Here is a 22,038-nt window from a genome sequence, read left to right on the forward strand (position 1 = left end):
GATTTCCGAATCATGGCCGATGCCGTTAGTCGAACATCGGTGGATAAAGCCCGTGTTGCCCGGGACGCGATCCCGCCGCGGGATGAAACAGCGTGGTGAACAGTTGGGCGGTCAGCTTGCCACTGTGTTTATGGGTGGTCAGGGGATACCCGTCGCGCTGATTTGTCCACCAGTAGCTCACGTACTGCATCGGATCAAAATGGCTGCCGACCTCATCCCAGCGCAGCGAGCCGGGCAGACTCTGCCAGCCCAGTACCTCCAGAATAGCCGATGGCCGCGGGTCCGGCACCGTCAGCGGCGGCAGTGCCATTAGCTGCGCGTCGAGCTGTTCGGCATCCAGCCGGTTGCGCACCGCGGCGCCGAGCGTCTCGCCGAGATCGTCAAACCACTCGCCCGCCAGCGCCAGCTGCGCCGGATGCCAGTGGGCGGGGGCAAAGCTGCGCAGGGCCAGCAGCGGCCAGGCGCGGCCCACCCGATCACGCGACGGCAGCAGGCAGCCAATTTGCACCCGCTGGATCCCCAGCGTGGCGGGCAGGGCGAAGTTCCAGATCGGCGCGAGCCCGAAGCGATCGCCCGCCAGACCGCTGAACTGATGCCAGTGGCTCAGGCCGGACTGAAACCAGTTCGACCAGGCTGATACGGTGGCATCTGAGACGCGGCGCTGTAAAAAATCGCCGGCGCCGGGTAATTTGCCGTACCACCCCAAACCGTAGCGTTCAGCCATCTCTTCCCTCCCTTATGGCGACGTCAGTGATGGCTCAACCACCGCCGTGATTGGCCGCCGCGGCGCGGGGACATCGGACGGTGGCAGACCGGCGCCCTCCAGCCTGTTGGCCAGTCTGCGCATCATCAGCGCATTATCACGCGCATAAGGCGAGGATTGGATCTGCTTGTCCAGCAGCTGACTCAGGTGCCAGTCGAGCTGCTGCAAATCGCGCGGCGTCGCGCCCGGCGGCAGCGAGCGCTGGACATTCTGCATCACCCAGCCGCGCAGGAACTCGCCGTCGTAGCTGCGCGGCTGATACAACATCTGATAGGCGCGCAGCGCGGCGCGGCTAAAATCATCATCGCTGCCGTTATCATGGCGCAGCGTTTGGGTGATGCTTTGCGCCACGCGCGGCAGCAGCAGGGCGCGCAGCGCGTGTTGATACAGCGCCCAGCTGGCGTTGGCAACCTGTTCGCCGCGCCACAGGCCGGCGCGCAGGCTCAGCGGCGGATTATCCAGCGTAAAGTCAGGGCTTTGCGGCAGCGCAATCAGCTGATTGAGAAACGGCAGCAGGGCGAACAGATCGCCGCGAACGTCGCGGCTCTGCTGCATTGCCGCCTGCTGCATCGCCGGCAGGCGTTCGGCCACCCGGGCGAGGTAGCTGCGGTTGTGCAGGTAGCTGAGCGTCCAGAGGCTGCAGAGCAGGGCCAGCATCGCGGCAAGGGCGCCGTAGCCCAGCCAGTGGAGGCGCCGGTGGCGATACTCCCAGCGGCGATCGCTGCCGGCCAGTCCGCGCTCGCGAAACACCCGATCGCGCAGCAGGTGGTGGATAAAATAACTCTGACCGCGGGGGGCGGGAATCGGCGCCTGCCGGCTCACGCTGTCCCAGCTGGCCAGCGTCTGGCTGCGCGTACCGGGCAGCTGAAGCTTGCGCGTTAGCTCGCCCATAATCCGGTCAAACGGCAGTCCCTCCTGGGTGCCGCTGGTGAAAAAAAGGCCGCGCGGCGACCACGGCAGGCGCGGCTGTTCAGGCGTAAAGACGCGCTCCAGATATTCGGCCAGCAGCGGCTGCAGCGAGGCAAACTCCTGTGGAAACAGAAACGCGTCGGCGCGCGACTGCAGTTCGTGCTGACCGGCCATGCGGGCAGCCAGCCCCTGCATCAGCTGCTGGTGCATCTGACTAAAGCCCTGGCTAAAGCGCGCGTGCAGCGCATCGCGGCTTTGCGGCACGCTCTGCCACGGAAAAGTGAAGCCCCAGTGCTGCTGGCGTCCTGCTTTATCCAGTCCGGCAAAATAGCTCATAAAGCCCTTCAGCAGGTCGGTTTTGGTCACCATCAGGTAGACCGGAAAGTGAATCCCGATCTGCTGGTGCAGCTCTTCCAGCCGCTGCCGCAGCGCCAGCGCCTGCGCCTGGCGCATCTCAGCAGTATCACTGAGTAAATCAGCCACCGACAGGGTGAGGATCACACCGTTGATTGGCTGGCGCGCGCGATAGCGCTTTAGCAGCGAGATAAAACGCTGCCACTCGCTGGCGTCGCGCTCGCGCATACTCTCCTGCAGGGCGTAGCGTCCGGCGGTATCCAGCAGCACCGCCTCGCCGGTAAACCACCAGTCGCAGTGGCGGGTGCCGCCAATGCCGCGCACGGCGGCGTTGCCCAGCGTTTCGCTCAGCGGAAACGGCAGCCCGGAGTTCACCAGGGCCGTGGTTTTGCCGGCGCCGGGGGCGCCAATCACCATGTACCAGGGCAGCTGGTAGAGGTACTGCGTATTGAATCGCGACCAGCGTCCGCTGCGGCTCTGGCCGTCGGGCGTAAAGTGGGCCCGCTTGAGTACCTGGATCGCATCGTTAAAGCGCTGGGTCAACACTCTTTCGGTGGCCTGCAGCGCATCATCACCCCGCGGGGGTTGCAGATGGCGCAGCAGCTTGCGGTTAAACCAGCCGGCGTACAGGCGGGGAATCAGCTGAAACAGCACCCAGGCAAAACAGCATCCCGCCATTGCCAGCTGGCGGTTTAGCGGCGACGCCAGCGGGTGCCCGTCGCCCAGCGGTAGTAGCGGGCCCACTAACCAAATTAGCGAGCAAAGGGCGGTGATCCCGAGCAGTCCCCACAGCAGCGGGTGCGTGAGGAGGGCGTGACGTTTAGTCGGCATTGGGAACCTCGTGTGCGCGTTCAGCATCGGCCGGCGGCGCGGCGGACAGGACCAGTTCAACCCGGCGGTTGCGCTGGCGGTTTTCCGCCGTGTCGTTGGGCAGCAGCGCACCGCTATCGCCGCGGCCCTCGGTCTTCAGCGCGCGTCGCGCGCCCTGACCGTGCTGGCTCAGCAGCGTCGCGACAGCCCGCGCCTGGGCGAGGGTATATTCATAGCTGGAGGCGAAACGCCCGTCAGCGTGCGCACCGTCATCGGTATAGGCGCTGATAGTCAGAGTGCCGTCGATTGGGCCCATCACCCGGGCGACGCGCAGCAGCAGGGCACGCCCTTCGGCGGTTAATACGCTGGCGTCGCGACCAAACAGGGTATCGCTCGGTACGATCACGTTGCTGCTAACCGGGCCGTCATTGACCTGCAGTGCCTGGCGGTGCACCTCTGGCGCCAGCGCGTCGCGCAGCGCGAGCAGCGGCGTGCCGCTACGGCGGTCGGCAATCGGCCGCGCGCTTTGATAGATTTCGCGTAACACCGGCTCGGCGGCGTTGCCCAGCCGCCAGTTTAGCGCGGTATAGACCAAACCAGCCAGCAGGGCGGTAAGCATAAGCGCGGCCCACAGCGGCACCGGCGGGCGCCAGAGAGCAGTGTGCGCCGGGGGAACCACCAGGTTGGCCAGCGGCGCCGCGGCAAGCGGACGGTGCGTCGCGGCGAGCAGCGCGCCAAGCCGCTGCACCGTCGCCTCACGCTCGGCGCGGCCGTTTTCCAGCCCGCGATAGCGGCCTTCGTAGCCCAATAGCAGGCAGTAGTGCATCACTTCCAGCAGCCAGAGATTTGGCTGCGGCTGTTCTGAGAGGCGGGACAGCAGCTGAAAAAACTTTTCTCCCCCTCCGCTCTCAGTGTGAAAGGTGACCAGCAGGCCGCTGCCGGACCATACGCCGCGGCTGCCCCAGGGCGTGCGCGATGCGGCCTCATCCAGCACGCTGCACAAGCAGTAGCGGCAACCGATCAGCATATCGAAAGGCAGTCCGGCCTGTTTGCAGCGGGTTTCAAACAGGCGCACTTCGTCGATCAGCTGCAACCGCAGACCGGCGGGATCGTCATGGGTGGCCGCCATGCGCAGCTGCACAACCGTGTTCAGCAGCGGCGTGGCCGCCCGCAGCAAAGGGTTATCACCGTTAGCGGTATGGCCGCCCACCGCGCGACGCGCTGGCACGTTCACGTCCGGCAGGCCCAGCGGAACGCGTCGCCGCACTGGCGATGCTGTCGCTGAACGGGGAGGGCAGACCGCGGTCGCCGACGGCCCGCGACGTCCGGAGGTAAAGGGCGGGATCGGCTCATTCGAGGATCCAGGTGCTGCTGGCGTGACTGCGGCAAGCTTTGCTTTGTCCCCCGACGTCGACGCACTCTTTTTTCACCGCCCTGCGCGGCCGCGGGCGATCGCTGCGCAGGGTGGCGGCATAGCGATCGCTGGAGACCAGCGCTTTGCGCGGCACGTAGCCGAGCAGCTGTGACGCACCGGCATCAGCCACTGCGTACCACTGGTTTTCCACCTCGCCCAGCAGCCGGTAGTGGGCGCCATTCTCCAGCTGCTGCACCACGCTGCCGCCAAAATCGGGCCGGGACATGACCGAGGCGGTATAGAGGGCGCGATAGTCACCGTTCACCGGCGTAAACTGCGCCGGCGGCTGAATGGCATAGCGGTGCAGCAGTGTCACACCGTCCACCTCGCTGGTGATGAGCGTGTCATCCGTCGGCGGCGGCGGGGCGGTTTTACAGCTCGCCAGAGCCAGAATTGAGACAAGAATGCACGCGGCGCGAATTTTCACAATGATCCTCGGGAACATTAACTGTTTTATTTACCGATCATACTTAACAAAATTAAGACGGAACGGGACGCAGGCGATAAATAACGGGTGCCAGGACTGGCTAAAATTGCTTCAAATTACATGAAGATAATACCGGCGTTTAGTCTACCTGACCGCTTTGGGAATTCAAACAATTGCGCAACGGGGCAAGTTATGATCCGGCCCTGCCGCCGCCGTTACATCGGGGAAAGAGGCGCAAAAAAGCTTACAATTTAACGGGAAAGCGCGGTTCACCGCCGCGCGTGCCCAGAGCTAACAGTGTGAAATTTAAGAATTTCCGCGTCGCGTCGTTATGCGTCTGGCCAGCGGCTTTCGGCGCTCAGCGTTTGCGCCAGCGCGGCGGCGGCCTGCGATAAACGATGTTGTTTATGCTGCAGCAGGCCTACCCGACGCTCAATGGCAGGGTGGGTGAGCGGCCGGCAGACCGCGCCCAGTTCACGCATCTGCTGCACGCACAGTGCCGGTACCGCGCTGACGCCCAGCCCGCAGGCCACCATTTTTCCCACCGTCACCAGCTGATGACTTTCAAAGGCCACGTCGAGGCGTTTCCCGTCCCGCGCCAGCGCCTGTTCTAACAGCAGGCGCACCGCCGAGGGGCGCTGCAGGGTGATGAAATCCCACTGCAGCAGCTCGCGCCAGCTAATGTACTCGCGCGAGGCCAGCGCGCTGTCAGCGGCGACAATCGCCACAAAGCGGTCGCTGCCCAGCGGGGTAAAATGCAGCGAATTCGCCGGCTCCGGTTCAAAGGCAATGCCCAGCTCGACGCGTCCCTCCTGCACCATCTCCACGACCTGTTCGTTTATCACATCGTGCACCGCGACGTTGATGCCCGGATAGCGCTGGCGAAACGCCTTTAGCACCGCCGGCAGCTGATTTCCGGCAAACGACGGCATCGCCGCCACGGACACTTTGCCCAGCTGCAGGGTGAAGCGCAGGTGCATTGCCTCTTCGACGTTGTCCCAGTCGGCCAGCAGCCGCCGCGCCAGTGGAAAAAAGGCTTCTCCCTCGGGCGTCAGAGTGACGTGGCGCGTGGTGCGCAGCAGCAGTGCGCCGCCCAGCGCGTCCTCGAGCGCGCGGATGGCAAGGCTGAGCGCCGGCTGGGAAATATTCAGGCGTTCGCTGGCCAGGGCAAAGTTCAGAGTGTGAGCTACCGCTAAAAACGCGCGTAACTGCTTGATACTCATTTTCATCGCTGTTCTTTTTAACCTGATTGAAAACAATAGGTAACATTTAATTAATAAGTAAATTAAATCAATTTTGCATAAAAACAAAATTAACAAATCATTTTTGTGACGCGACTATGCCGACAACGCGCCCTGCGGGGCGACAGCAATAGCGGAGGCGGTATGGCAGGGCTGGATAAACGCGTGGCCAGTTATCAACAGGCGCTTGAGGGGTTACAGGACAATATGACGGTGCTGGCCGGCGGTTTTGGCCTGTGCGGTATCCCGGAAAATTTGATCGCTGAAATTCGCCGACGCGGTACGCGCGGTCTGACGGTGGTCTCCAACAACTGTGGGGTGGATGGCTTCGGTCTCGGTGTGCTGTTGGAAAATCGGCAGATCCGCAAGATGGTCGCGTCTTATGTCGGTGAGAATGCGCTGTTTGAACAGCAGATGCTCAGCGGAGAGCTGGAGGTCGAGTTAACGCCGCAGGGCACGCTGGCTGAAAAGGTACGCGCCGGCGGCGCCGGTATTCCGGCGTTTTTTACCGCTACCGGCTACGGTACCCCGGTGGCCGAGGGCAAAGACGTACGCGAGTTTGACGGTCGGCACTGTATCCTTGAGCCGGCTATTCGCGGCGATTTTGCCCTCGTTAAGGGCTGGAAAGCCGACTGGTTTGGCAATGTGATTTACCGCCATACGGCGCAGAATTTTAATCCGCTGATGGCCACCGCCGGCAAGATTACCGTGGTAGAGGTGGAAGAGATCGTCCCGCCCGGTACGCTGGATCCCGCCGCTATTCACACGCCCGGTATCTACGTTGATCGTCTGATCCAGGGCGAGTTTGAGAAGCGGATCGAAAAGCGCACCCTGCGTGCAGGAGGCGATCATGCTAACCCGTGAGCAGATGGCGCAGCGCGTGGCTCAGGAGCTGCGCGACGGCGATTACGTCAATCTGGGTATTGGGATGCCGACGTGGGTGGCCAACTACGTACCGACCGATATCGATGTGATGCTGCAATCCGAAAACGGGCTGCTTGGCATGGGCGCATTTCCCGATATCGGGCAGCTGGACGCCGACATGATTAACGCCGGAAAGCAGACGGTCACCGCGCGCGCCGGCGCCGCCATTTTCGACTCCGCGCAGTCGTTCGCGATGATCCGCGGTGGCCATGTGGACATGACCGTACTGGGGGCGCTGGAGGTGGATGTCAGCGGCAATATCGCCTCGTGGATGATCCCCGGTAAGAGAGTGAAAGGCATGGGCGGAGCGATGGATCTGGTGGCCGGCGCCGGAAACATCATCGTGATGATGACCCACGCATCGAAAGGGGGGGAGTCGAAGCTGCTACCGGCCTGTCGCCTGCCGCTGACCGGGGTGGGCTGTATTCGCCAAGTGATCACCGAACTGGCCTGGCTGGAAATTGCCGACGGCGCGTTTATTTTGCGTGAGCGCGCGCCGGGCGTCAGCGTGGCGGAGATTCAGGCGAAAACGGCCGGGAGGCTGGTTATCCCGGACGACGTACGTGAGATGTCCTTTTTTCCCACGGCGGGAGGTGAATGATGCAAGACGTCGTGATTGTGGCGGCAACGCGAACGCCGATCGGACGCTTTCAGGGCGCGCTGGCCTCGCTCAGTGCGGTAGCGCTGGGTGAGACGGTAATTGCTGGCCTGCTGCAGCAGAGCGGTATCGATCCGGCGTCGGTTGATGACGTGCTGATGGGGCAGGTTCTGACCGCCGGCTGCGGGCAAAATCCGGCGCGGCAGGCGGCGCGGCGGGGCGGCTTGCCGGACAGCGTGCCGGCCAGCACTCTGAATATGGTGTGTGGCTCTGGCCTGCGGGCGGTCCAGCTGGCGGCGCAGGCGATTGCCTGCGGCAGTGCTGATATCGTGATTGCCGGCGGTCAGGAGAGCATGAGTCACGCGCCTTATCTGCTGCCGGAGATGCGCGGTGGTCGCAAGCTGGGGCACGGCCAGCTGCTGGACAGCGTGCTGCATGATGGCCTGTGGGATGCGTTTTACGACTGCGCGATGGGCGTCACCGCGGAGAATGTGGCGACGCGCTTTCAAATCGATCGCGCCAGCCAGGATGCGTTTGCGCTGGCGTCGCAGCAGAAGGCTGCCGCGGCGCGCCAGGCCGGTGACTTTGTCGCCGAAATCACCCCCGTCGCGGTAGCGCAAAAGGGGGATGCTCCGCGTTGGATCCGTGAGGATGAACAGCCGCGGGCGGAGACCACGCTGGCCCAGCTTGGTCGCCTGCGCCCGGCGTTTCTGCCCGACGGCACGGTCACCGCCGGCAATGCCTCCAGCCTGAATGACGGCGCGGCGGCGGTGCTGCTGATGTCGGCACAGCGGGCGCAGGCACTGGGGATGACGGTGCTGGCGCGCCTCTGCGGCAGCGGTATCAGCGGTGTGGATCCGGCCTTCATGGGCATCGGCCCGGTCGAAGCCAGTCGGCGCTGCCTGCGCCAGGCGGGCTGGCAGCTGCAGGACGTGGAGGTGATTGAAGCAAACGAAGCGTTCGCCGCACAGGCGCTGGCGGTGGGGGCCGCGCTGGGCTGGGATCCCTCGCGGGTCAATCTGCGCGGCGGTGCGATTGCGCTGGGGCACCCGATCGGCGCTTCCGGCTGCCGTATCCTGGTGACCCTGTTACACATCATGCAGCAGCGCGCCCTGACGCGCGGGCTGGCTACCCTGTGCGTCGGCGGTGGCCAGGGCGTGGCGCTGGCGATCGAGCGCCCGGGCACCGCGCCAGTGTCGGAGGCAACACCATGAGCGTCACTATTGCCCTGGCGGCGCTGGCGCTGCTGATGATCGCCGCGTATCGCGGTTACAGCGTGATTCTGTTTGCGCCTATCGCCGCGCTGATGGCGGTACTGCTGACCGATCCCAGCGCCGTAGCGCCGGTGTTCAGCGGTCTGTTTATGGAAAAAATGGTGGGCTTCGTGAAGCTCTACTTCCCGGTGTTCCTGCTCGGGGCGATTTTCGGCAAGCTGATTGAGCTGTCGGGCTTTTCGCGCGCCATCGTCAGCGCCGCTATCCGGCTGCTTGGCCAGCGCCACGCCATTCCGGTGATTGTACTGGTCTGCGCGCTGCTGACCTACGGCGGCGTCTCGCTGTTCGTGGTAGCGTTTGCGGTCTACCCCTTTGCCGCCGAGCTGTTTCGCCAAAGCGATATTCCCAAGCGATTGATTCCGGCCACGGTGGCGCTCGGCGCCTTCTCTTTTACCATGGATGCGCTGCCCGGTACGCCGCAAATTCAGAACATCATTCCCGGCAGCTTTTTTGGCACGAACGGCTGGGCGGCGCCGTGGCTGGGACTGATTGGCTCGCTGTTTATCGTGATTATTGGCTTGAGCTGGCTGGAGCGCCAGCGCCGCCGGGCGCAGGTGCGCGGTGAGGGCTACGGCAGCGCGTTGAAAAATGAGCCGGAGACGGCCGAAGATATCGCGCTGCCGCATCCGCTGATAGCCATTCTGCCGCTGCTGTTAGTGGGCGTGTTAAACCTGCTGTTTACCCATTGGATCCCGCAGTGGTACGGCGCGGAGCACACCACCAGCCTGCCGGGCAGCCGCGCGCCGATCGTTACCGACGTGGTAAAAAGCACCGCCATCTGGGCAGTACAGGCGGCGCTGCTCAGCGGTATCCTAACGGTGCTGCTGTTCGGCTGGCGCAATATTCGCGGCCGGCTGGCCGAGGGCAGCCGCACGGCGGTTGGCGGTGCGCTGCTGGCGGCGATGAATACTGCGTCGGAATACGGTTTTGGCGCGGTGATTGCCGCGCTGCCGGGGTTTATGGTGCTGTCCAACGCGCTGCAGGCGATCCCCAACCCGCTGATTAACGAAGCGCTGAGCATTACCGTGCTGGCCGGGATCACCGGCTCGGCTTCCGGCGGGATGAGCATCGCGCTGGCGGCGATGGCTAACGAATTTATTGCCGCGGCGAACGCCGCCGGCATTCCGATGGCAGTGCTGCACCGCGTGGCGTCGATGGCCAGCGGCGGGATGGACACGCTGCCGCACAACGGCGCGGTCATTACTTTGCTGGCCATTACCGGCCTGAGCCATAAACAGGCTTATGGCGGCATTTTTGCCATCACTATCATCAAAAGTCTGGCAGTGCTGTTTGTGATTGGGGTGTTCTACCTCACCGGCATTGTCTGAATCAGGAGACGCTTATGCAACTGCATGGAAAAACCGCGCTGATCACCGGATCGACCAGCGGAATCGGCCTCGGTATTGCTCATACTCTGGCCGCCGCCGGAGCCAATATTATTCTTAACGGCTTTGGCGAAGTGGCGCAGGCGAAGCAGGCGCTGGCGCCGCACGGCGTGCGCGTACTGTATCACGATGCCGATATGGCCGATGCTGAACAGATTGCCGCCATGATGGCCTGGGCCGGAGCGGAGGCGGGCGGTGTTGATATTCTGATTAATAATGCCGGTATACAGCATACCGCGCCGGTGGCCGCGTTTCCGGTAGCCAGCTGGGACGCCATTATCGCCGTTAATCTCTCCTCGGTGTTTCACACCAGCCGGTTGGCGCTGCCGATGATGCAGGCGCGCGGCTGGGGGCGGATAATCAATATCGCTTCGGTGCACGGACTGGTCGCCTCGAAGGAGAAGGCTGCCTACGTAGCCGCCAAGCACGGCGTCGTGGGGCTGACCAAAGTGCTGGCGTTGGAAACGGCGCACGCCGCCATCACCTGTAATGCCATTTGTCCCGGCTGGGTACTGACCCCGCTGGTGCAGCGGCAAATTGATCAACGCATTGCCGCCGGGGCCAGCCCGGAGGCGGCCAGCGCCGCGCTGCTGGCGGAGAAGCAGCCGTCGCAGCAGTTTGTCACCCCGCAGCAGCTGGGCGAACTGGCGCTGTTTTTATGCAGTGAGGGCGCCGCACAGGTGCGCGGCGCGGCGTGGAATATGGATGGAGGCTGGCTGGCGCAGTGATCGCCCCGGCTGGGCGAAACGTGCTCTGGCCATGTTGTCCCGGAAAATTCCGATTATACTGCTACCCGACGCCGCGATCGGCCGATCGCGGCGCTTTTTTATGACCGGGTGCGCCCGCGCGCTGCCCGCCACCGATGAAAAAGACAGGGTCAGTCATGAAATATTTCATCCTCGCGATCTTTCTTCTTTCCGTGTTATACGTGCATTTTCGCGGCCGGGTGCGCTACCGCTTTTGGCGCCAGCTGTCCGATCACTCCACCTTTACCGCGCCGCTTAACGGCTTTATGTACCTGTTCTCCGGCGTGCCTAATACGCCGTTTTTGTCGCCACAAACCTTTCCCGAGCTGCAGGTACTGCGCGATAACTGGCAGGCGATCCGCGATGAGGGGCGTCAGCTGATGGCGATGCAGCAGATTAAAGCCGCAGAGGGGTATACCGACGCCGGATTTAACTCCTTTTTCAAAACCGGCTGGAAACGTTTTTACCTGAAGTGGTATGAGGAGGCCCATCCCTCTGCCAGCGCGCTCTGTCCGCTGACTTCGGCGCTGCTGCGCGATATTCCGTCGGTAAAGGCGGCCATGTTTGTCACCTTGCCGGACGGCAGCCGCCTGCCGCGTCACCGCGATCCCTATGCCGGATCGCTGCGCTATCATCTGGGACTGGAGACCCCGAATGATGACCGCTGCTTCATCGAGGTGGACGGTACGCCTTACAGCTGGCGGGACGGCGAAGCGGTACTCTTTGATGAAACCTACATCCATTTTGCCGAGAATCACAGCGGTGCCAACCGGCTTATCTTGTTTTGCGATATTGAACGCCCGATGCGCTATCGCTGGGCCCAGGCGGTCAATCACTGGCTGGGTCGGCACCTGATGAGCGCCGCCGCGGCGCCTAACGGCGAGGGCGATCGCACCGGCGGCGTCAATCGCGCCTTTAAATACATCTACCCGATCCGTCTGGTCGGCAAGCGGCTGAAGGCGTGGAACCGACGCGTCTATTACCTGGTGAAATGGCTGCTGTTCGGTGGCGTGGCCGCCCTGATCTGGTTCTCGCTGTGATTAATGGTTCGCCGATTGCCCCTGACGTCGCGGCGAACTGTCTGATAATCCCCAGGCGGCCCTGAGAAATGGATCCGCTTATGTTACGCTTACGTTTAATGTTGTGATTGAGATAACGCGTTTACCGCTACGGACCCGCTGTGATGATCGTTAGTCCGCGCTTACGCCGCTGTATGACTCTGTTGGTCGTCGGGCTGCTGCCCGCCGTGCCGGTGCTCTCTGCCGCCCCGGGGGTGTCGGAGGCGCCGTTTTCCGATCCGGCACGCTTCCAGGCCCGGGAGCAGGGGCTGCCCGAGCTGGGCGGTCAGCAGGACGATCAGGCGCTGGCCCGCCGGCTGGCCGAAATGGCGCGCGACATTGGCGAAGCCAGTATGAACAGCAGCGACGATCGCTCGCTGGGCGATCAGGCGGAGATCTGGGCCTTTAACCAGCTGCGCGACACGGTTGCCGGCGAGGTCAGCGATCGCGGGGAGGCGCTGCTGTCGCCGCTGGGCAACGCCACGCTTGACCTGCAGGTGGATATGGACGGCAATTTTAGCGGCACCGGCGCTCAGCTGTTCACCCCGTGGCAGGATCGCGACGATCGTTTGACTTTTAGCCAGCTGAGCGTCCGGGAGCAGGATGAAGGCCTGCTGGGTAACGCCGGGTTGGGTCAGCGCTGGATAAGCGAACGCTGGCTGCTGGGCTATAACGCCTTTGTGGATCACCGCTTTCGCGACGGCAGCAACCGCGGCTCGATCGGGGCCGAAGCCTGGAACCGCGCGCTACGCTTTTCCGCCAACTATTATCTGCCGCTGTCGGGCTGGAAAAACGCCGGCGCCGGACAGCAGCAGCGAATGGCGCGCGGATATGACATAACAACCCAAAGCTACCTGCCATTCTGGCGACAGCTGGGCGTGTCGCTGAGCTATGAGCAGTACCTCGGCGATCGGGTGGACCTGTTTAACAGCGGTAATCCCTATCACAATCCCTCGGCGGTCAAGCTCGGCGTAACCTGGACGCCGGTGCCGCTGGTGACCCTGTCGGCCAGCCATAAAGAGGGTGAGGGGGGAGAAACCCAGGATCAGTTTGGCCTGAAGCTTAACTACCGTTTCGGCGTGGCGCTGGAGCAGCAGCTGCGTCCGGATAACGTGGACGCCATCCGCTCGCTGCGCGGCAGCCGCTATGACAGCGTCGAACGCCGTCAGGATCCGGTGATGGCTTACCGCCAGCGGAAAACCCTGTCGGTGTTTCTGGCTACGCCGCCGTGGCAGCTGGCGCCCGGCGAGACGCTGGCGTTGAAAGTGCAAATTCACCACGCCCACCCCATTCGCCAGGTGATCTGGCAGGGCGACACCCGCGAGCTGAGCCTGACGCCGCCGCCGGATAATCGCGATCCGCAGGGCTGGACAATCATTCTGCCGGCCTGGGACGGCCGTCCGGGGGCCAGCAACAGCTGGCGACTCTCGGTGACGCTGGAGGACGATACCGGGCAAAAAGTGACCTCGAACTGGATAACCCTGAGCCTCACGCCACCGGTCACGCTCGACGACGGTGACGCAGACGCCCGTTTTAATCTGATGGCCCCCTGAAAACGTCCGCGTGTGCGACAAAAGCGTGCAGCCCTGCCTCTCGGTGGGGCAGCCGCCGGCAAAAAACCTGACCCATTCCCGGCAGCGATCACAACTCCATCATTTTCTTCCCATTTTGCATAACTCTGCTGATTAATGCATGGCGAAAGCCGGCATTCGGAGAGTTATTCACTTTTTATGCATTTTAATTGAATAACTGGCGGGGCTAACTCATTGATATTACTTCAGCACAGCGATTTTATGCATTTATTTCGCTAGCTGGCACGAACGCTGCAAATTACATTAGAACCGTACCTAATCATTTCAGTAACATTATTAGAACTTTTGATTAACTTGTCAGCTGAGGAGCGCGAGGCCGCTATGCAACAGTCCATGTCACGTCAAGATTTCGATCGCCTGATGGTGCCCACCTACGCGCCGGCCACTTTTGTACCGGATCGGGCCGCCGGTTCTCGCCTGTGGGATCAGGCTGGCAAAGAGTATATTGACTTTGCGGGCGGCATCGCGGTGAATGCGCTGGGCCACGCCCACCCGGCGCTGCAGGCGGCGCTGCAGGAGCAGGCTACCCGCCTGTGGCACACCGGTAACGGCTACACTAACGCGCCAATCCTGCGGCTGGCGCAGGCGCTGACCGACGCCACCTTTGCCGACAAAGCCTTCTTCTGTAACTCCGGCGCCGAGGCCAATGAAGCGGCGCTGAAGCTGGCGCGTAAAGTGGCGCACGATCGGGTAGGCATGCACAAAAGCGGCATCGTGGCGTTCAGTAATGCGTTTCACGGCCGCACGCTGTTCACCGTCTCCGCCGGTGGTCAGCCAGCCTATTCGAAAGACTTTGCGCCGCTGCCGGGCGCCATTAGCCATGCACCGTTTAATGACCTGACCGCCGCCAGCCAGCTGATCGACGACAGCACTTGCGCGGTGATCGTAGAGCCGGTGCAGGGGGAAGGCGGCGTACTGCCGGCCACGCAGGCCTTTCTGCAGGGGCTGCGCGCGCTGTGTGATAAGCATCAGGCCTTGCTGATTTTTGATGAAGTGCAGACCGGGGTGGGCCGCACTGGCGAACTGTATGCCTATATGCATTACGGTGTGACTCCGGACGTCTTAACCACCGCCAAAGCGCTGGGCGGCGGCTTCCCAATTGGCGCCATGCTGACCCGCGACGATCTGGCCACCGCGCTGGTGGTGGGCACGCACGGCACCACCTATGGCGGTAACCCGCTGGCGGGTGCCGTGGCCGGCAAGGTGCTGGAGCTGATTAACCAGCCGGCGATGCTGGCCGGGGTGAAGCAGCGCCACGAGTGGTTTAAAGAGGGGCTGCAGGCGATCAACCAGCGGCTGGGCGTATTCAGTGAGATTCGCGGGCTGGGGCTGCTGATTGGCTGCGTACTCAGCCCCGCGTGGGCGGGGCAGGCAAAGGCGTTTACGCTCGCCGCCGCCGAAGAGGGCGTGATGGTGTTGATTGCCGGGGCTAACGTGGTGCGCTTCGCACCGGCGCTCAACATCAGCGAGCAGGAGGTGGCCGAGGGGCTGCGCCGCTTTGAGCGCGCCTGCGAAAACAGGCTGGAGGGGGGCGCATCATGATGCTAATCCGTCCCGTCACCCGCGACGATCTGCCGCAGCTACTGACAATGGCGGAGAAGACCGGCGGCGGTATGACCTCGCTACCGGTTGACCGCGAGACGCTTGCGGCGCGCATTGAGCGCTCGCTGCAGAGCTGGCAGGGGACGCTGCCGCGCGGCGAGCAGGGCTTTGTGTTTGTGATGGTCGACGCCGGGCAAGATCGCGCCGTCGGGATCTGCGCCATCGAAGCCGCGGTCGGGCTGCAGGATCCCTGGTATAACTATCACGTCGGCAACCAGGTACACGCCTCAAAAGAGCTGAATGTTTATAACAGTATGCCGACCCTGTCGCTCAGTAACGATCACACCGGCAGCAGCGAACTCTGCTCGCTATTTCTCGATCCGGACTGGCGCGTCGGCAAAAACGGTTATCTGCTGTCAAAATCGCGCTTCCTGTTTATCGCCGGTTTCCGCGATAAGTTCGCCGACAAAGTGGTGGCGGAGATGCGCGGGGTCAGCGATGAGCACGGCCATTCACCGTTCTGGGAAGCGGTGGGGCAGCGCTTTTTTTCGATGTCGTTCCGCGATGCCGACTACCTCTCCGGTACCGGTCAGAAGGCGTTTATTGCCGAGCTGATGCCCAAGCATCCGCTGTATATCGATTACCTGTCACCGGCCGCGCAGGCGGTGATTGGTCAAACCCATCCGCACACCGCGCCAGCGCGTGCGGTGCTGGAGGCTGAGGGCTTTCGCTACCGCAACTATATCGACATTTTTGACGGTGGTCCGACGCTGGAGTGCGACACCCGCCATATTCGCGCGGTGCGTAAAAGCCGGCTGCTGACCGTCACCGACGCCGCGGTCATCGACACCACGCTGCCGCTCTGTCTGGTGGCGAATGAGGACTTTCACCAGTTCCGCGCGACCCTGCTGCGCGCCGATCCGCGGGCGAATACGATCGCCATCGACGCGCGCGCCCGGGGGCTGCTGCAGATCCAGCCGGGCGATACCGTGCGGGTGGTTAAACTTTGTGAGGAGGAGAAAACAGCATGACGCATCTGATTAACGGTGAGTGGCAGACCGGCGAGGCGGCCCCCTTTGCGAAATGCGATCCGCTGAGCGGGGAGTGCCTTTGGCAGGGAGAGGCCGCCAGCGATGGGCAGGTCGACGCCGCGGTAAGTGCGGCGCGCGGCGCCTTCCCCGAATGGGCACGGCAGACGTTCGCCGCGCGTCAGGCGCTGTGCGAACGCTTTGCCGGACTGCTCAGCGCCAATCAGCGTGCCCTGGCGGAAACGCTGGCGCGCGAAACCGGCAAGCCGCGCTGGGAAGCGCTGACTGAAGTGGCCGCAATGATCAACAAAGTGGCGTGGTCGGTGCAGGCCTACCATCAGCGTACCGGTACCACCACCCACGCCGACGGGGCGCTGCGCCACCGTCCGCACGGCGTGATGGCGATTTTTGGCCCCTATAATTTCCCCGGTCACCTGCCCAACGGTCACATCGTGCCGGCGCTGCTGGCCGGGAACACGCTGGTATTCAAGCCGAGTGAACTGACTCCCGCCACCGCCGAAGCCACAGTGAAGCTCTGGCTGGAGGCCGGGCTGCCGGCCGGCGTGCTGAACCTGGTGCAGGGCGGACGTGAGACCGGCCAGGCGCTGGCCCGGCATCCGCAGATCGATGGCCTGCTGTTTACCGGCAGCGCCGCTACGGGCTTTCAGCTGCACCACCAGTTTGCCGGCCAGCCGGAGAAGATGCTGGCGCTGGAGATGGGCGGCAATAATGCGCTGATCGTAGAGGACGTGGCGGACATCGACGCCGCGGTTCACCTGACCATTCAGTCCGCGTTTATCAGCGCCGGACAGCGCTGCACCTGTGCCCGGCGCCTGCTGGTCCGACGCGGCAGCGAGGGCGATGCATTTCTGGCCCGCCTGGTGGCGGTGGCCGGACGGCTGCAGCCCGCCGCGTGGAACGCCGAACCGCAGCCGTTCATGGGCACGGTGATTTCGCCGCAGGCCGCCGGACGCATCATGGACGAGTGGCAGAGACGGATAGCGGCCGGGGCGCAGGTACTGCTGCCGATGCGCTGGCCCGATCGCCAGAGCGCGCTGTTAACCCCCGGGATCCTTGACGTCACCGGACTGCCCGCGCTGCCCGATGAAGAGGTCTTTGGTCCGCTGCTGTCGGTGATTCGCTATGACCACTACCCGCAGGCGATTGCCCTTGCGAATCAGACGCGCTACGGCCTCTCTTGTGGGCTGATATCGCCGCAGCGTGATAAATTTGAGCGGCTGCTGCTGGAAGCGCGCGCCGGCATCGTCAACTGGAATAAGCCGCTGACCGGCGCCGCCAGCAGCGCGCCCTTTGGCGGTATCGGCGCCTCCGGTAACCACCGCGCCAGCGCCTGGTATGCCGCGGACTACTGCGCCTGGCCGCTGGCGTCGCTGGAGAGCCCGGATTTAACCCTGCCTGCGACCCTGTCGCCGGGCCTCGACTTTACCCCGGGAGATTATCATGCGCGCGCGTGAAGCGAATTTTGATGGCCTGGTGGGGCCCACCCACCACTACGCCGGCTTGTCCTTCGGTAATGTCGCGTCGACCCGGCATCAGCATCAGGTGTCAAATCCGAAACTGGCGGCCAAACAGGGCCTGCTGAAGATGAAAGCGCTGGCGGATCGCGGGTTTTTACAGGGCGTGATCCCGCCGCATGAGCGCCCCTGTCTGCCGGTGCTGCGGCAGATTGGCTTTTGCGGCAGCGATGAAGCCGTGTTACGCGCCGCGATGGCGCAGGCACCGGCGCTGCTCTCCGCCGCCAGCTCTGCGTCGGCGATGTGGGTGGCCAATGCTGCCACGGTATCCCCCTCGGCCGACAGCGGCGATGGCCGGGTGCATTTCACCGTGGCTAACCTGAATAATAAATTCCATCGGGCTATCGAGGCGCCGGGTACCGAAGCGATTCTGCGGGCGCTGTTTGCCAGCCCGGCGCATTTTCGCGTGCACGGCGCGCTGCCGCAGGTGACGCTGTTTGGCGACGAGGGCGCCGCTAACCACAACCGCTTTGCTGAACAGCACGGCGACCCCGGCGTGCAGCTGTTCGTCTGGGGCCGCGAAGCCAGCGGCGCAGGACTCGCGCCCAGCCGCTATCCGGCGCGACAAACCCGCGAGGCCAGCGCCGCGGTAGCGCGACTGCACGGTCTCGATCCGCAGCGGACGCTGTTTGCGCAGCAGAATCCGGCGGTGATCGATCAGGGCGTATTCCACAATGACGTGATCGCGGTGAGTAACGGTCCGGTGCTGTTCTGCCACCAGCAGGCCTTTGTCGATCAGCCGGCTCTGCTGGCAACGCTGGCCGAACGGGTACCGGGGTTTCAGGTGATTGAGGTGCCTGACCGCGCGGTTTCGGTAGCCGATGCGGTGCAGACTTACCTGTTTAACAGCCAGCTACTGAGCAAAGATAACGGCCGCATGCTGCTGGTGTTGCCGGAGGAGGCGCGTCGTCACGCCGGCGTCTGGCGCTGGCTCAATCAGCGGGTAGTGCACGATTCGGCAATCGACGAATTGCAAGTGTTCGATCTGCGCGAGAGCATGTGCAACGGCGGCGGCCCGGCCTGTCTGCGGCTGCGGGTCGTGCTGACCGACGCAGAGCAGGCGGCGGTGAATCCGGCGGTGTGGATGAATGCGGCGCTGTTTACCCGCCTGAATCAGTGGATCGACGATCACTATCGCGATCGCCTCAGTCAGGCCGATCTGGCCGACCCTCAGCTGCTGCAGGAGAGTCGTACCGCGCTGGATGCGCTAACTACCCTTTTGAATCTTGGCAATATTTATGCCTTTCAGCAATAGGATGGCGGCCTGAACGCCCAGGAGAGAACGATGCAACCGTTGTTACAGACGTTACTACAGCCCGGGATGGTTGGCGATCCCTGCGGTGAAACCGCGACGCTCCAGTGGCAGTGGCGGGAAGAGGGGATCCTGGAGCTGGAGCCACGCCGGCCGGTCAGTCAGTCGCTGGTGCTCTCCTGCGGTATTCACGGTAATGAGACCGCGCCGGTCGAGATGGTCGCGGCGCTGGTGGAGGCGCTGTTGCGCGGCGATGCGCCGCTGCGGGTCAGATTGCTGGTGGTGTTTGGCAATCCGGCCGCGCTGCGCGCCGGAAAGCGCTACCTGCATGATGATATGAACCGCCTGTTTGGCGGCCGCTGGCAGCGCTGTCGCGACGGGATTGAGTCGCGGCGGGCCTGGCAGCTGGAGCAGGCGCTGGAGCGTTTTTATCAGGCCGGGCACGCGGAGGAGACGCGCTGGCATCTGGATCTGCATACCGCCATCCGCGGCTCGCACCATCCCCGCTTTGGCGTACTGCCCTTCAGTTCCCAGCCGTTTCCGACCGCGTTTATCGACTGGCTGCCGGCGGCCGGAATGGAAGCGCTGGTGTATCACCGGGCGCCGGGCGGTACCTTCAGCCACTTCAGCCGCGCGCAGTTTGCCGCAGCCAGCTGTACGCTGGAGCTGGGAAAGGCCCTGCCGTTTGGCGCGAACGACCTGGCGCAGTTCCGCAGCACGGCACAGGCGCTGGCGGCGCTGCTGAGTGCGACGCCGCTGCCGGCCATCACCGCGCGGCCAAAACGTTACAGTGTCACTCAACAGATTACCCGAAACAGCGAGCAGTTTATGCTGCACATGCGCGCGGATACGCTGAACTTTACCGCCTTCGAGCAGGGGACCCTGCTGGCAGAAGAGGGGGATCAGCGCTACTACGTGCAGCAGCCGCGGGAGTATGTGCTGTTTCCTAACCCCGGCGTGGCGCCGGGGCTGCGGGCGGGACTGATGCTGGTGGAGGAACCCGCGGAGTGAGCGGCCTGATGGATTATCCTCCGTGACAGCCCTTATCGCATCCTGAACAGGTCGGCGCCGCGACGCGGCCGGGACCGGAGAGACTGCGCCAGTGGCGGGCGCGGCGCAATAGCAGCAGCAGCAGCAGGTTGACCGCCACAATGCCGACTACCCACAGCAGACTGCGGCCGGGATGCTGGGAAAACGTGGCGATCTGATAGAACAGCGTGGCGATTGACCAGGCGACGTTCAGCCCCCAGCCAATCGAGAACAGCATCCAGCCGCGATGCGCTTCCCGGGCAATCGCCCCCATTACCGATACGCAGGGCACGTAGAGCAGCACGAAGATCAGGTAGCTGTAGGCGGCCACGCCGCTGCCGAATTTGCTGCTCATGATCCCCATCGCGCCGGTGGCCATCTCACCGTCACCTTTGCTGGCTTCGATGGGGTTGGCCAGCACGCTCAGGCTAACAATCTCACGCAGCCCCTGCCAGGTCTGACTCAGCGCAGCGCGCAGCGCGTTGGTCAGGCTGAAAGTGGCGGGGTCAAACGGCTGCTGATGCAATTGTTCCGCGGTGTATAGCGTGTTCAGCGTCCCCACCACTACCTCTTTTGCCATCGCGCCGGTAATCAGCCCAACGGTGGCCTGCCAGTTATCGTCGCTGACCCCCATCGGCCCTAACAGCGGGGTAATCTGCTGGCTAACCGACGCCAGCGCAGACTGGTTGATGTTATCCACCGCCTCTCCCCGCAGCGAAAAGCTGTTCAGCGCGCCAATCACCAGGCTGACAAGGATAATTATCTTGCCGGCGCGTAAAATAAACCCCCGCAGCCGCTGCCACGTCTGCAGCAGCAGGGTTTTCAGGTGTGGCAGGTGATAGACCGGCAGCTCCATGACGAAGGGTGAGGCGCTGCCGCGCATCAGGGTGGCTTTCAGCATCAGGCCGGTGAATACCGCCACCAGGATCCCGAGCAGATAGAGTGAGAACACCACGGCGGCTCCGCCCTGGCCGAAAAACGCCGCGGCGAAGACGGCAAAGATGGCCAGACGCGCCCCGCAGGACATAAACGGTGCCATCATGATGGTGGTCAGCCGTTCGCGCGGCGATTCCAGGGTACGGGTTCCCATCACCGCCGGCACATTGCAGCCAAAGCCAACAATCAGCGGCACAAACGATTTCCCCGGCAGGCCGAGCGCCTGCATCAGTCGATCAATGACAAAGGCCGCGCGGGCCATATAGCCAGAGTCTTCCAGCAGCGATAAAAACAGGTACATCAGGCCAATCTGCGGCACCAGCGGCATCACCGTATTGATGCCGCCGCCGATCCCCTGGGCCAAAAACAGCGTCAGCCAGCCTGGAAAGTGCAGGGTGGCGCCCAGCCACTGGGTGCCCTGAATAAACAGTGCGGCCGAGCCGATATCAAACAGCGGCTGCAGCGCGCCACCGACGTTGATCGCCAGCAGGAACATCAGGTACATCACCAGCAGAAACAGCGGCACGCCCAGCCAGCGGTTCAGTACCCAGCGATCAATGCGCGCCGTGGCGCGGTGCGGTTGCGCCTGATGGCTGTTACTGACCGCCGCGCAGAGCTGGTCAATGCGCTGATAGCGCGCCAGCGCCTCGTCGGTATCGGTGTCGGCGCCGGCGGGCAGCGACCGCACCGCTATCTGCTGCGGCGAACGGCGGTGCTGAAAGGCGTCGATAGCCTCGCGGAGTGCCGCCAGTCCCTGCGCCCGGGTCGAGACCATTGGCACCACCGGACAGCCGAGCCGCGCCGACAGCGCCGCAACATCAATGCGGATCTGCTGGCTGGCGGCGACATCCAGCATATTCAGTACCACGATGCAGGGCAGGTTACGCTCCAGTAGCTGCAGCGTCAGCCACAGGTTACGCTCCAGGTTAGCGGCATCGACGACGTTGATAAATAGCGCCGCTTCGCCGCTGTCGACATAGCGACAGGCGATTTCTTCATCCAGCGAGGTCTGCCGATCGCCGTGGCTTAACGAGTAAGTCCCGGGCAGGTCCACCAGCGTGACCTGCTGGCTGGCGGTCGTAAACTCGCCGCTTTTTCGTTCAACGGTAACGCCGGCCCAGTTGCCGACCCGCTGCCGCGCACCGGTAAGCTGATTAAACAGGGTGGTTTTGCCGGCGTTGGGATTGCCAATCAGGCCGACGGTCAGGCGGGGCAGAGACA

The 22,038-nt window shown here is 63.4% G+C and carries 18 protein-coding genes; 12 read left to right on the plus strand and 6 right to left on the minus strand.

Going from position 1 to position 22,038, the window contains the following annotated elements; genetic code table 11:
* Window positions 1-25 precede the first annotated feature (25 nt).
* The 5 genes from tagF to BS626_RS06720 form a co-directional block, all read right to left on the minus strand.
* Window positions 26-724 (minus strand): type VI secretion system-associated protein TagF, encoded by a 699-nt coding sequence (gene tagF, locus BS626_RS06700; RefSeq protein WP_075181630.1) that lies wholly within the window; start codon window positions 722-724, stop codon window positions 26-28.
* 12 nt (window positions 725-736) lie between these two features.
* Window positions 737-2,857, minus strand: coding sequence for a type VI secretion system membrane subunit TssM (gene tssM, locus BS626_RS06705; protein ID WP_075181631.1), 2,121 nt, complete (start codon window positions 2,855-2,857; stop codon window positions 737-739).
* Entirely contained in the window at window positions 2,847-4,064 is a 1,218-nt protein-coding gene (gene icmH / locus BS626_RS06710) for a type IVB secretion system protein IcmH/DotU (protein WP_075182076.1), read from the minus strand. Before icmH ends, tssM begins: the two co-directional genes overlap by 11 nt.
* Before the next feature lie 121 nt (window positions 4,065-4,185).
* Entirely contained in the window at window positions 4,186-4,680 is a 495-nt protein-coding gene (locus tag BS626_RS06715) for an SH3 domain-containing protein (RefSeq protein ID WP_371328491.1), read from the minus strand.
* A 326-nt stretch (window positions 4,681-5,006) separates the two neighbouring features.
* Complete coding sequence (locus BS626_RS06720; protein WP_075181633.1) at window positions 5,007-5,906, minus strand: LysR family transcriptional regulator; 900 nt, start codon at window positions 5,904-5,906, stop codon at window positions 5,007-5,009.
* Between the two features lie 156 nt (window positions 5,907-6,062).
* Between BS626_RS06720 and BS626_RS06725 the strand changes: the two genes are divergently transcribed.
* The 12 genes from BS626_RS06725 to astE all read left to right on the plus strand — a co-directional run bounded on the left by BS626_RS06725 (window position 6,063) and on the right by astE (window position 19,863).
* Entirely contained in the window at window positions 6,063-6,782 is a 720-nt protein-coding gene (locus BS626_RS06725) for a CoA transferase subunit A (protein ID WP_075181634.1), read from the plus strand.
* Window positions 6,769-7,443, plus strand: a complete 675-nt coding sequence (locus BS626_RS06730) for a 3-oxoacid CoA-transferase subunit B (RefSeq protein WP_139308779.1) — start codon at window positions 6,769-6,771, stop codon at window positions 7,441-7,443. The genes BS626_RS06725 and BS626_RS06730 overlap by 14 nt, the downstream gene beginning before the upstream one ends.
* Window positions 7,443-8,654, plus strand: coding sequence for an acetyl-CoA C-acetyltransferase (locus BS626_RS06735; protein WP_075181635.1), 1,212 nt, complete (start codon window positions 7,443-7,445; stop codon window positions 8,652-8,654). Before BS626_RS06730 ends, BS626_RS06735 begins: the two co-directional genes overlap by 1 nt.
* Complete coding sequence (locus BS626_RS06740; RefSeq protein ID WP_075181636.1) at window positions 8,651-10,042, plus strand: GntP family permease; 1,392 nt, start codon at window positions 8,651-8,653, stop codon at window positions 10,040-10,042. Before BS626_RS06735 ends, BS626_RS06740 begins: the two co-directional genes overlap by 4 nt.
* Before the next feature lie 14 nt (window positions 10,043-10,056).
* A complete protein-coding gene (locus tag BS626_RS06745) occupies window positions 10,057-10,827 on the plus strand; it encodes a 3-hydroxybutyrate dehydrogenase (RefSeq protein WP_075181637.1) in 771 nt (256 codons plus the stop codon).
* A 155-nt stretch (window positions 10,828-10,982) separates the two neighbouring features.
* A complete protein-coding gene (gene lpxO / locus BS626_RS06750; protein ID WP_075181638.1) occupies window positions 10,983-11,885 on the plus strand; it encodes a lipid A hydroxylase LpxO in 903 nt (300 codons plus the stop codon).
* A gap of 143 nt (window positions 11,886-12,028) precedes the next feature.
* Window positions 12,029-13,456 (plus strand): YchO/YchP family invasin, encoded by a 1,428-nt coding sequence (locus BS626_RS06755; protein ID WP_371328492.1) that lies wholly within the window; start codon window positions 12,029-12,031, stop codon window positions 13,454-13,456.
* A gap of 360 nt (window positions 13,457-13,816) precedes the next feature.
* Entirely contained in the window at window positions 13,817-15,037 is a 1,221-nt protein-coding gene (locus BS626_RS06760; RefSeq protein WP_075181639.1) for an aspartate aminotransferase family protein, read from the plus strand.
* Window positions 15,034-16,068 (plus strand): arginine N-succinyltransferase, encoded by a 1,035-nt coding sequence (gene astA, locus BS626_RS06765; protein WP_075181640.1) that lies wholly within the window; start codon window positions 15,034-15,036, stop codon window positions 16,066-16,068. The genes BS626_RS06760 and astA overlap by 4 nt, the downstream gene beginning before the upstream one ends.
* Window positions 16,065-17,540 (plus strand): succinylglutamate-semialdehyde dehydrogenase, encoded by a 1,476-nt coding sequence (gene astD, locus BS626_RS06770; protein ID WP_075181641.1) that lies wholly within the window; start codon window positions 16,065-16,067, stop codon window positions 17,538-17,540. Before astA ends, astD begins: the two co-directional genes overlap by 4 nt.
* Window positions 17,527-18,855, plus strand: a complete 1,329-nt coding sequence (astB, locus tag BS626_RS06775; protein ID WP_075181642.1) for an N-succinylarginine dihydrolase — start codon at window positions 17,527-17,529, stop codon at window positions 18,853-18,855. The genes astD and astB overlap by 14 nt, the downstream gene beginning before the upstream one ends.
* Window positions 18,856-18,885: 30 nt before the next feature.
* Window positions 18,886-19,863 carry a succinylglutamate desuccinylase gene (gene astE / locus BS626_RS06780; protein WP_075181643.1) on the plus strand — a complete coding sequence of 326 codons (978 nt, stop codon included), beginning with the start codon at window positions 18,886-18,888 and terminating at the stop codon, window positions 19,861-19,863.
* A gap of 13 nt (window positions 19,864-19,876) precedes the next feature.
* Here the strand turns inward: astE and feoB are convergent, their stop codons facing one another.
* Window positions 19,877-22,033 (minus strand): Fe(2+) transporter permease subunit FeoB, encoded by a 2,157-nt coding sequence (gene feoB / locus BS626_RS06785; protein ID WP_075182079.1) that lies wholly within the window; start codon window positions 22,031-22,033, stop codon window positions 19,877-19,879.
* Window positions 22,034-22,038: the final 5 nt, after the last annotated feature.

The sequence above is a fragment of the Pantoea sp. 1.19 genome, assembly GCF_001922585.1.
Lineage (GTDB): Bacteria > Pseudomonadota > Gammaproteobacteria > Enterobacterales > Enterobacteriaceae > 1-19.

Coding starts and splice junctions, on each gene's coding strand:
- BS626_RS06760 (WP_075181639.1), top strand. CDS start 13,817: ATGCAACAGTCCATGTCACGTCAAGATTTCGATCGCCTGATGGTGCCC.
- BS626_RS06740 (WP_075181636.1), top strand. CDS start 8,651: ATGAGCGTCACTATTGCCCTGGCGGCGCTGGCGCTGCTGATGATCGCC.
- lpxO (WP_075181638.1), top strand. CDS start 10,983: ATGAAATATTTCATCCTCGCGATCTTTCTTCTTTCCGTGTTATACGTG.
- BS626_RS06755 (WP_371328492.1), top strand. CDS start 12,029: ATGATCGTTAGTCCGCGCTTACGCCGCTGTATGACTCTGTTGGTCGTC.
- astE (WP_075181643.1), top strand. CDS start 18,886: ATGCAACCGTTGTTACAGACGTTACTACAGCCCGGGATGGTTGGCGAT.
- tssM (WP_075181631.1), bottom strand. CDS start 2,857: ATGCCGACTAAACGTCACGCCCTCCTCACGCACCCGCTGCTGTGGGGA.
- astA (WP_075181640.1), top strand. CDS start 15,034: ATGATGCTAATCCGTCCCGTCACCCGCGACGATCTGCCGCAGCTACTG.
- tagF (WP_075181630.1), bottom strand. CDS start 724: ATGGCTGAACGCTACGGTTTGGGGTGGTACGGCAAATTACCCGGCGCC.
- astD (WP_075181641.1), top strand. CDS start 16,065: ATGACGCATCTGATTAACGGTGAGTGGCAGACCGGCGAGGCGGCCCCC.
- astB (WP_075181642.1), top strand. CDS start 17,527: ATGCGCGCGCGTGAAGCGAATTTTGATGGCCTGGTGGGGCCCACCCAC.
- BS626_RS06725 (WP_075181634.1), top strand. CDS start 6,063: ATGGCAGGGCTGGATAAACGCGTGGCCAGTTATCAACAGGCGCTTGAG.
- BS626_RS06720 (WP_075181633.1), bottom strand. CDS start 5,906: ATGAAAATGAGTATCAAGCAGTTACGCGCGTTTTTAGCGGTAGCTCAC.
- BS626_RS06745 (WP_075181637.1), top strand. CDS start 10,057: ATGCAACTGCATGGAAAAACCGCGCTGATCACCGGATCGACCAGCGGA.
- BS626_RS06735 (WP_075181635.1), top strand. CDS start 7,443: ATGCAAGACGTCGTGATTGTGGCGGCAACGCGAACGCCGATCGGACGC.
- BS626_RS06730 (WP_139308779.1), top strand. CDS start 6,769: ATGCTAACCCGTGAGCAGATGGCGCAGCGCGTGGCTCAGGAGCTGCGC.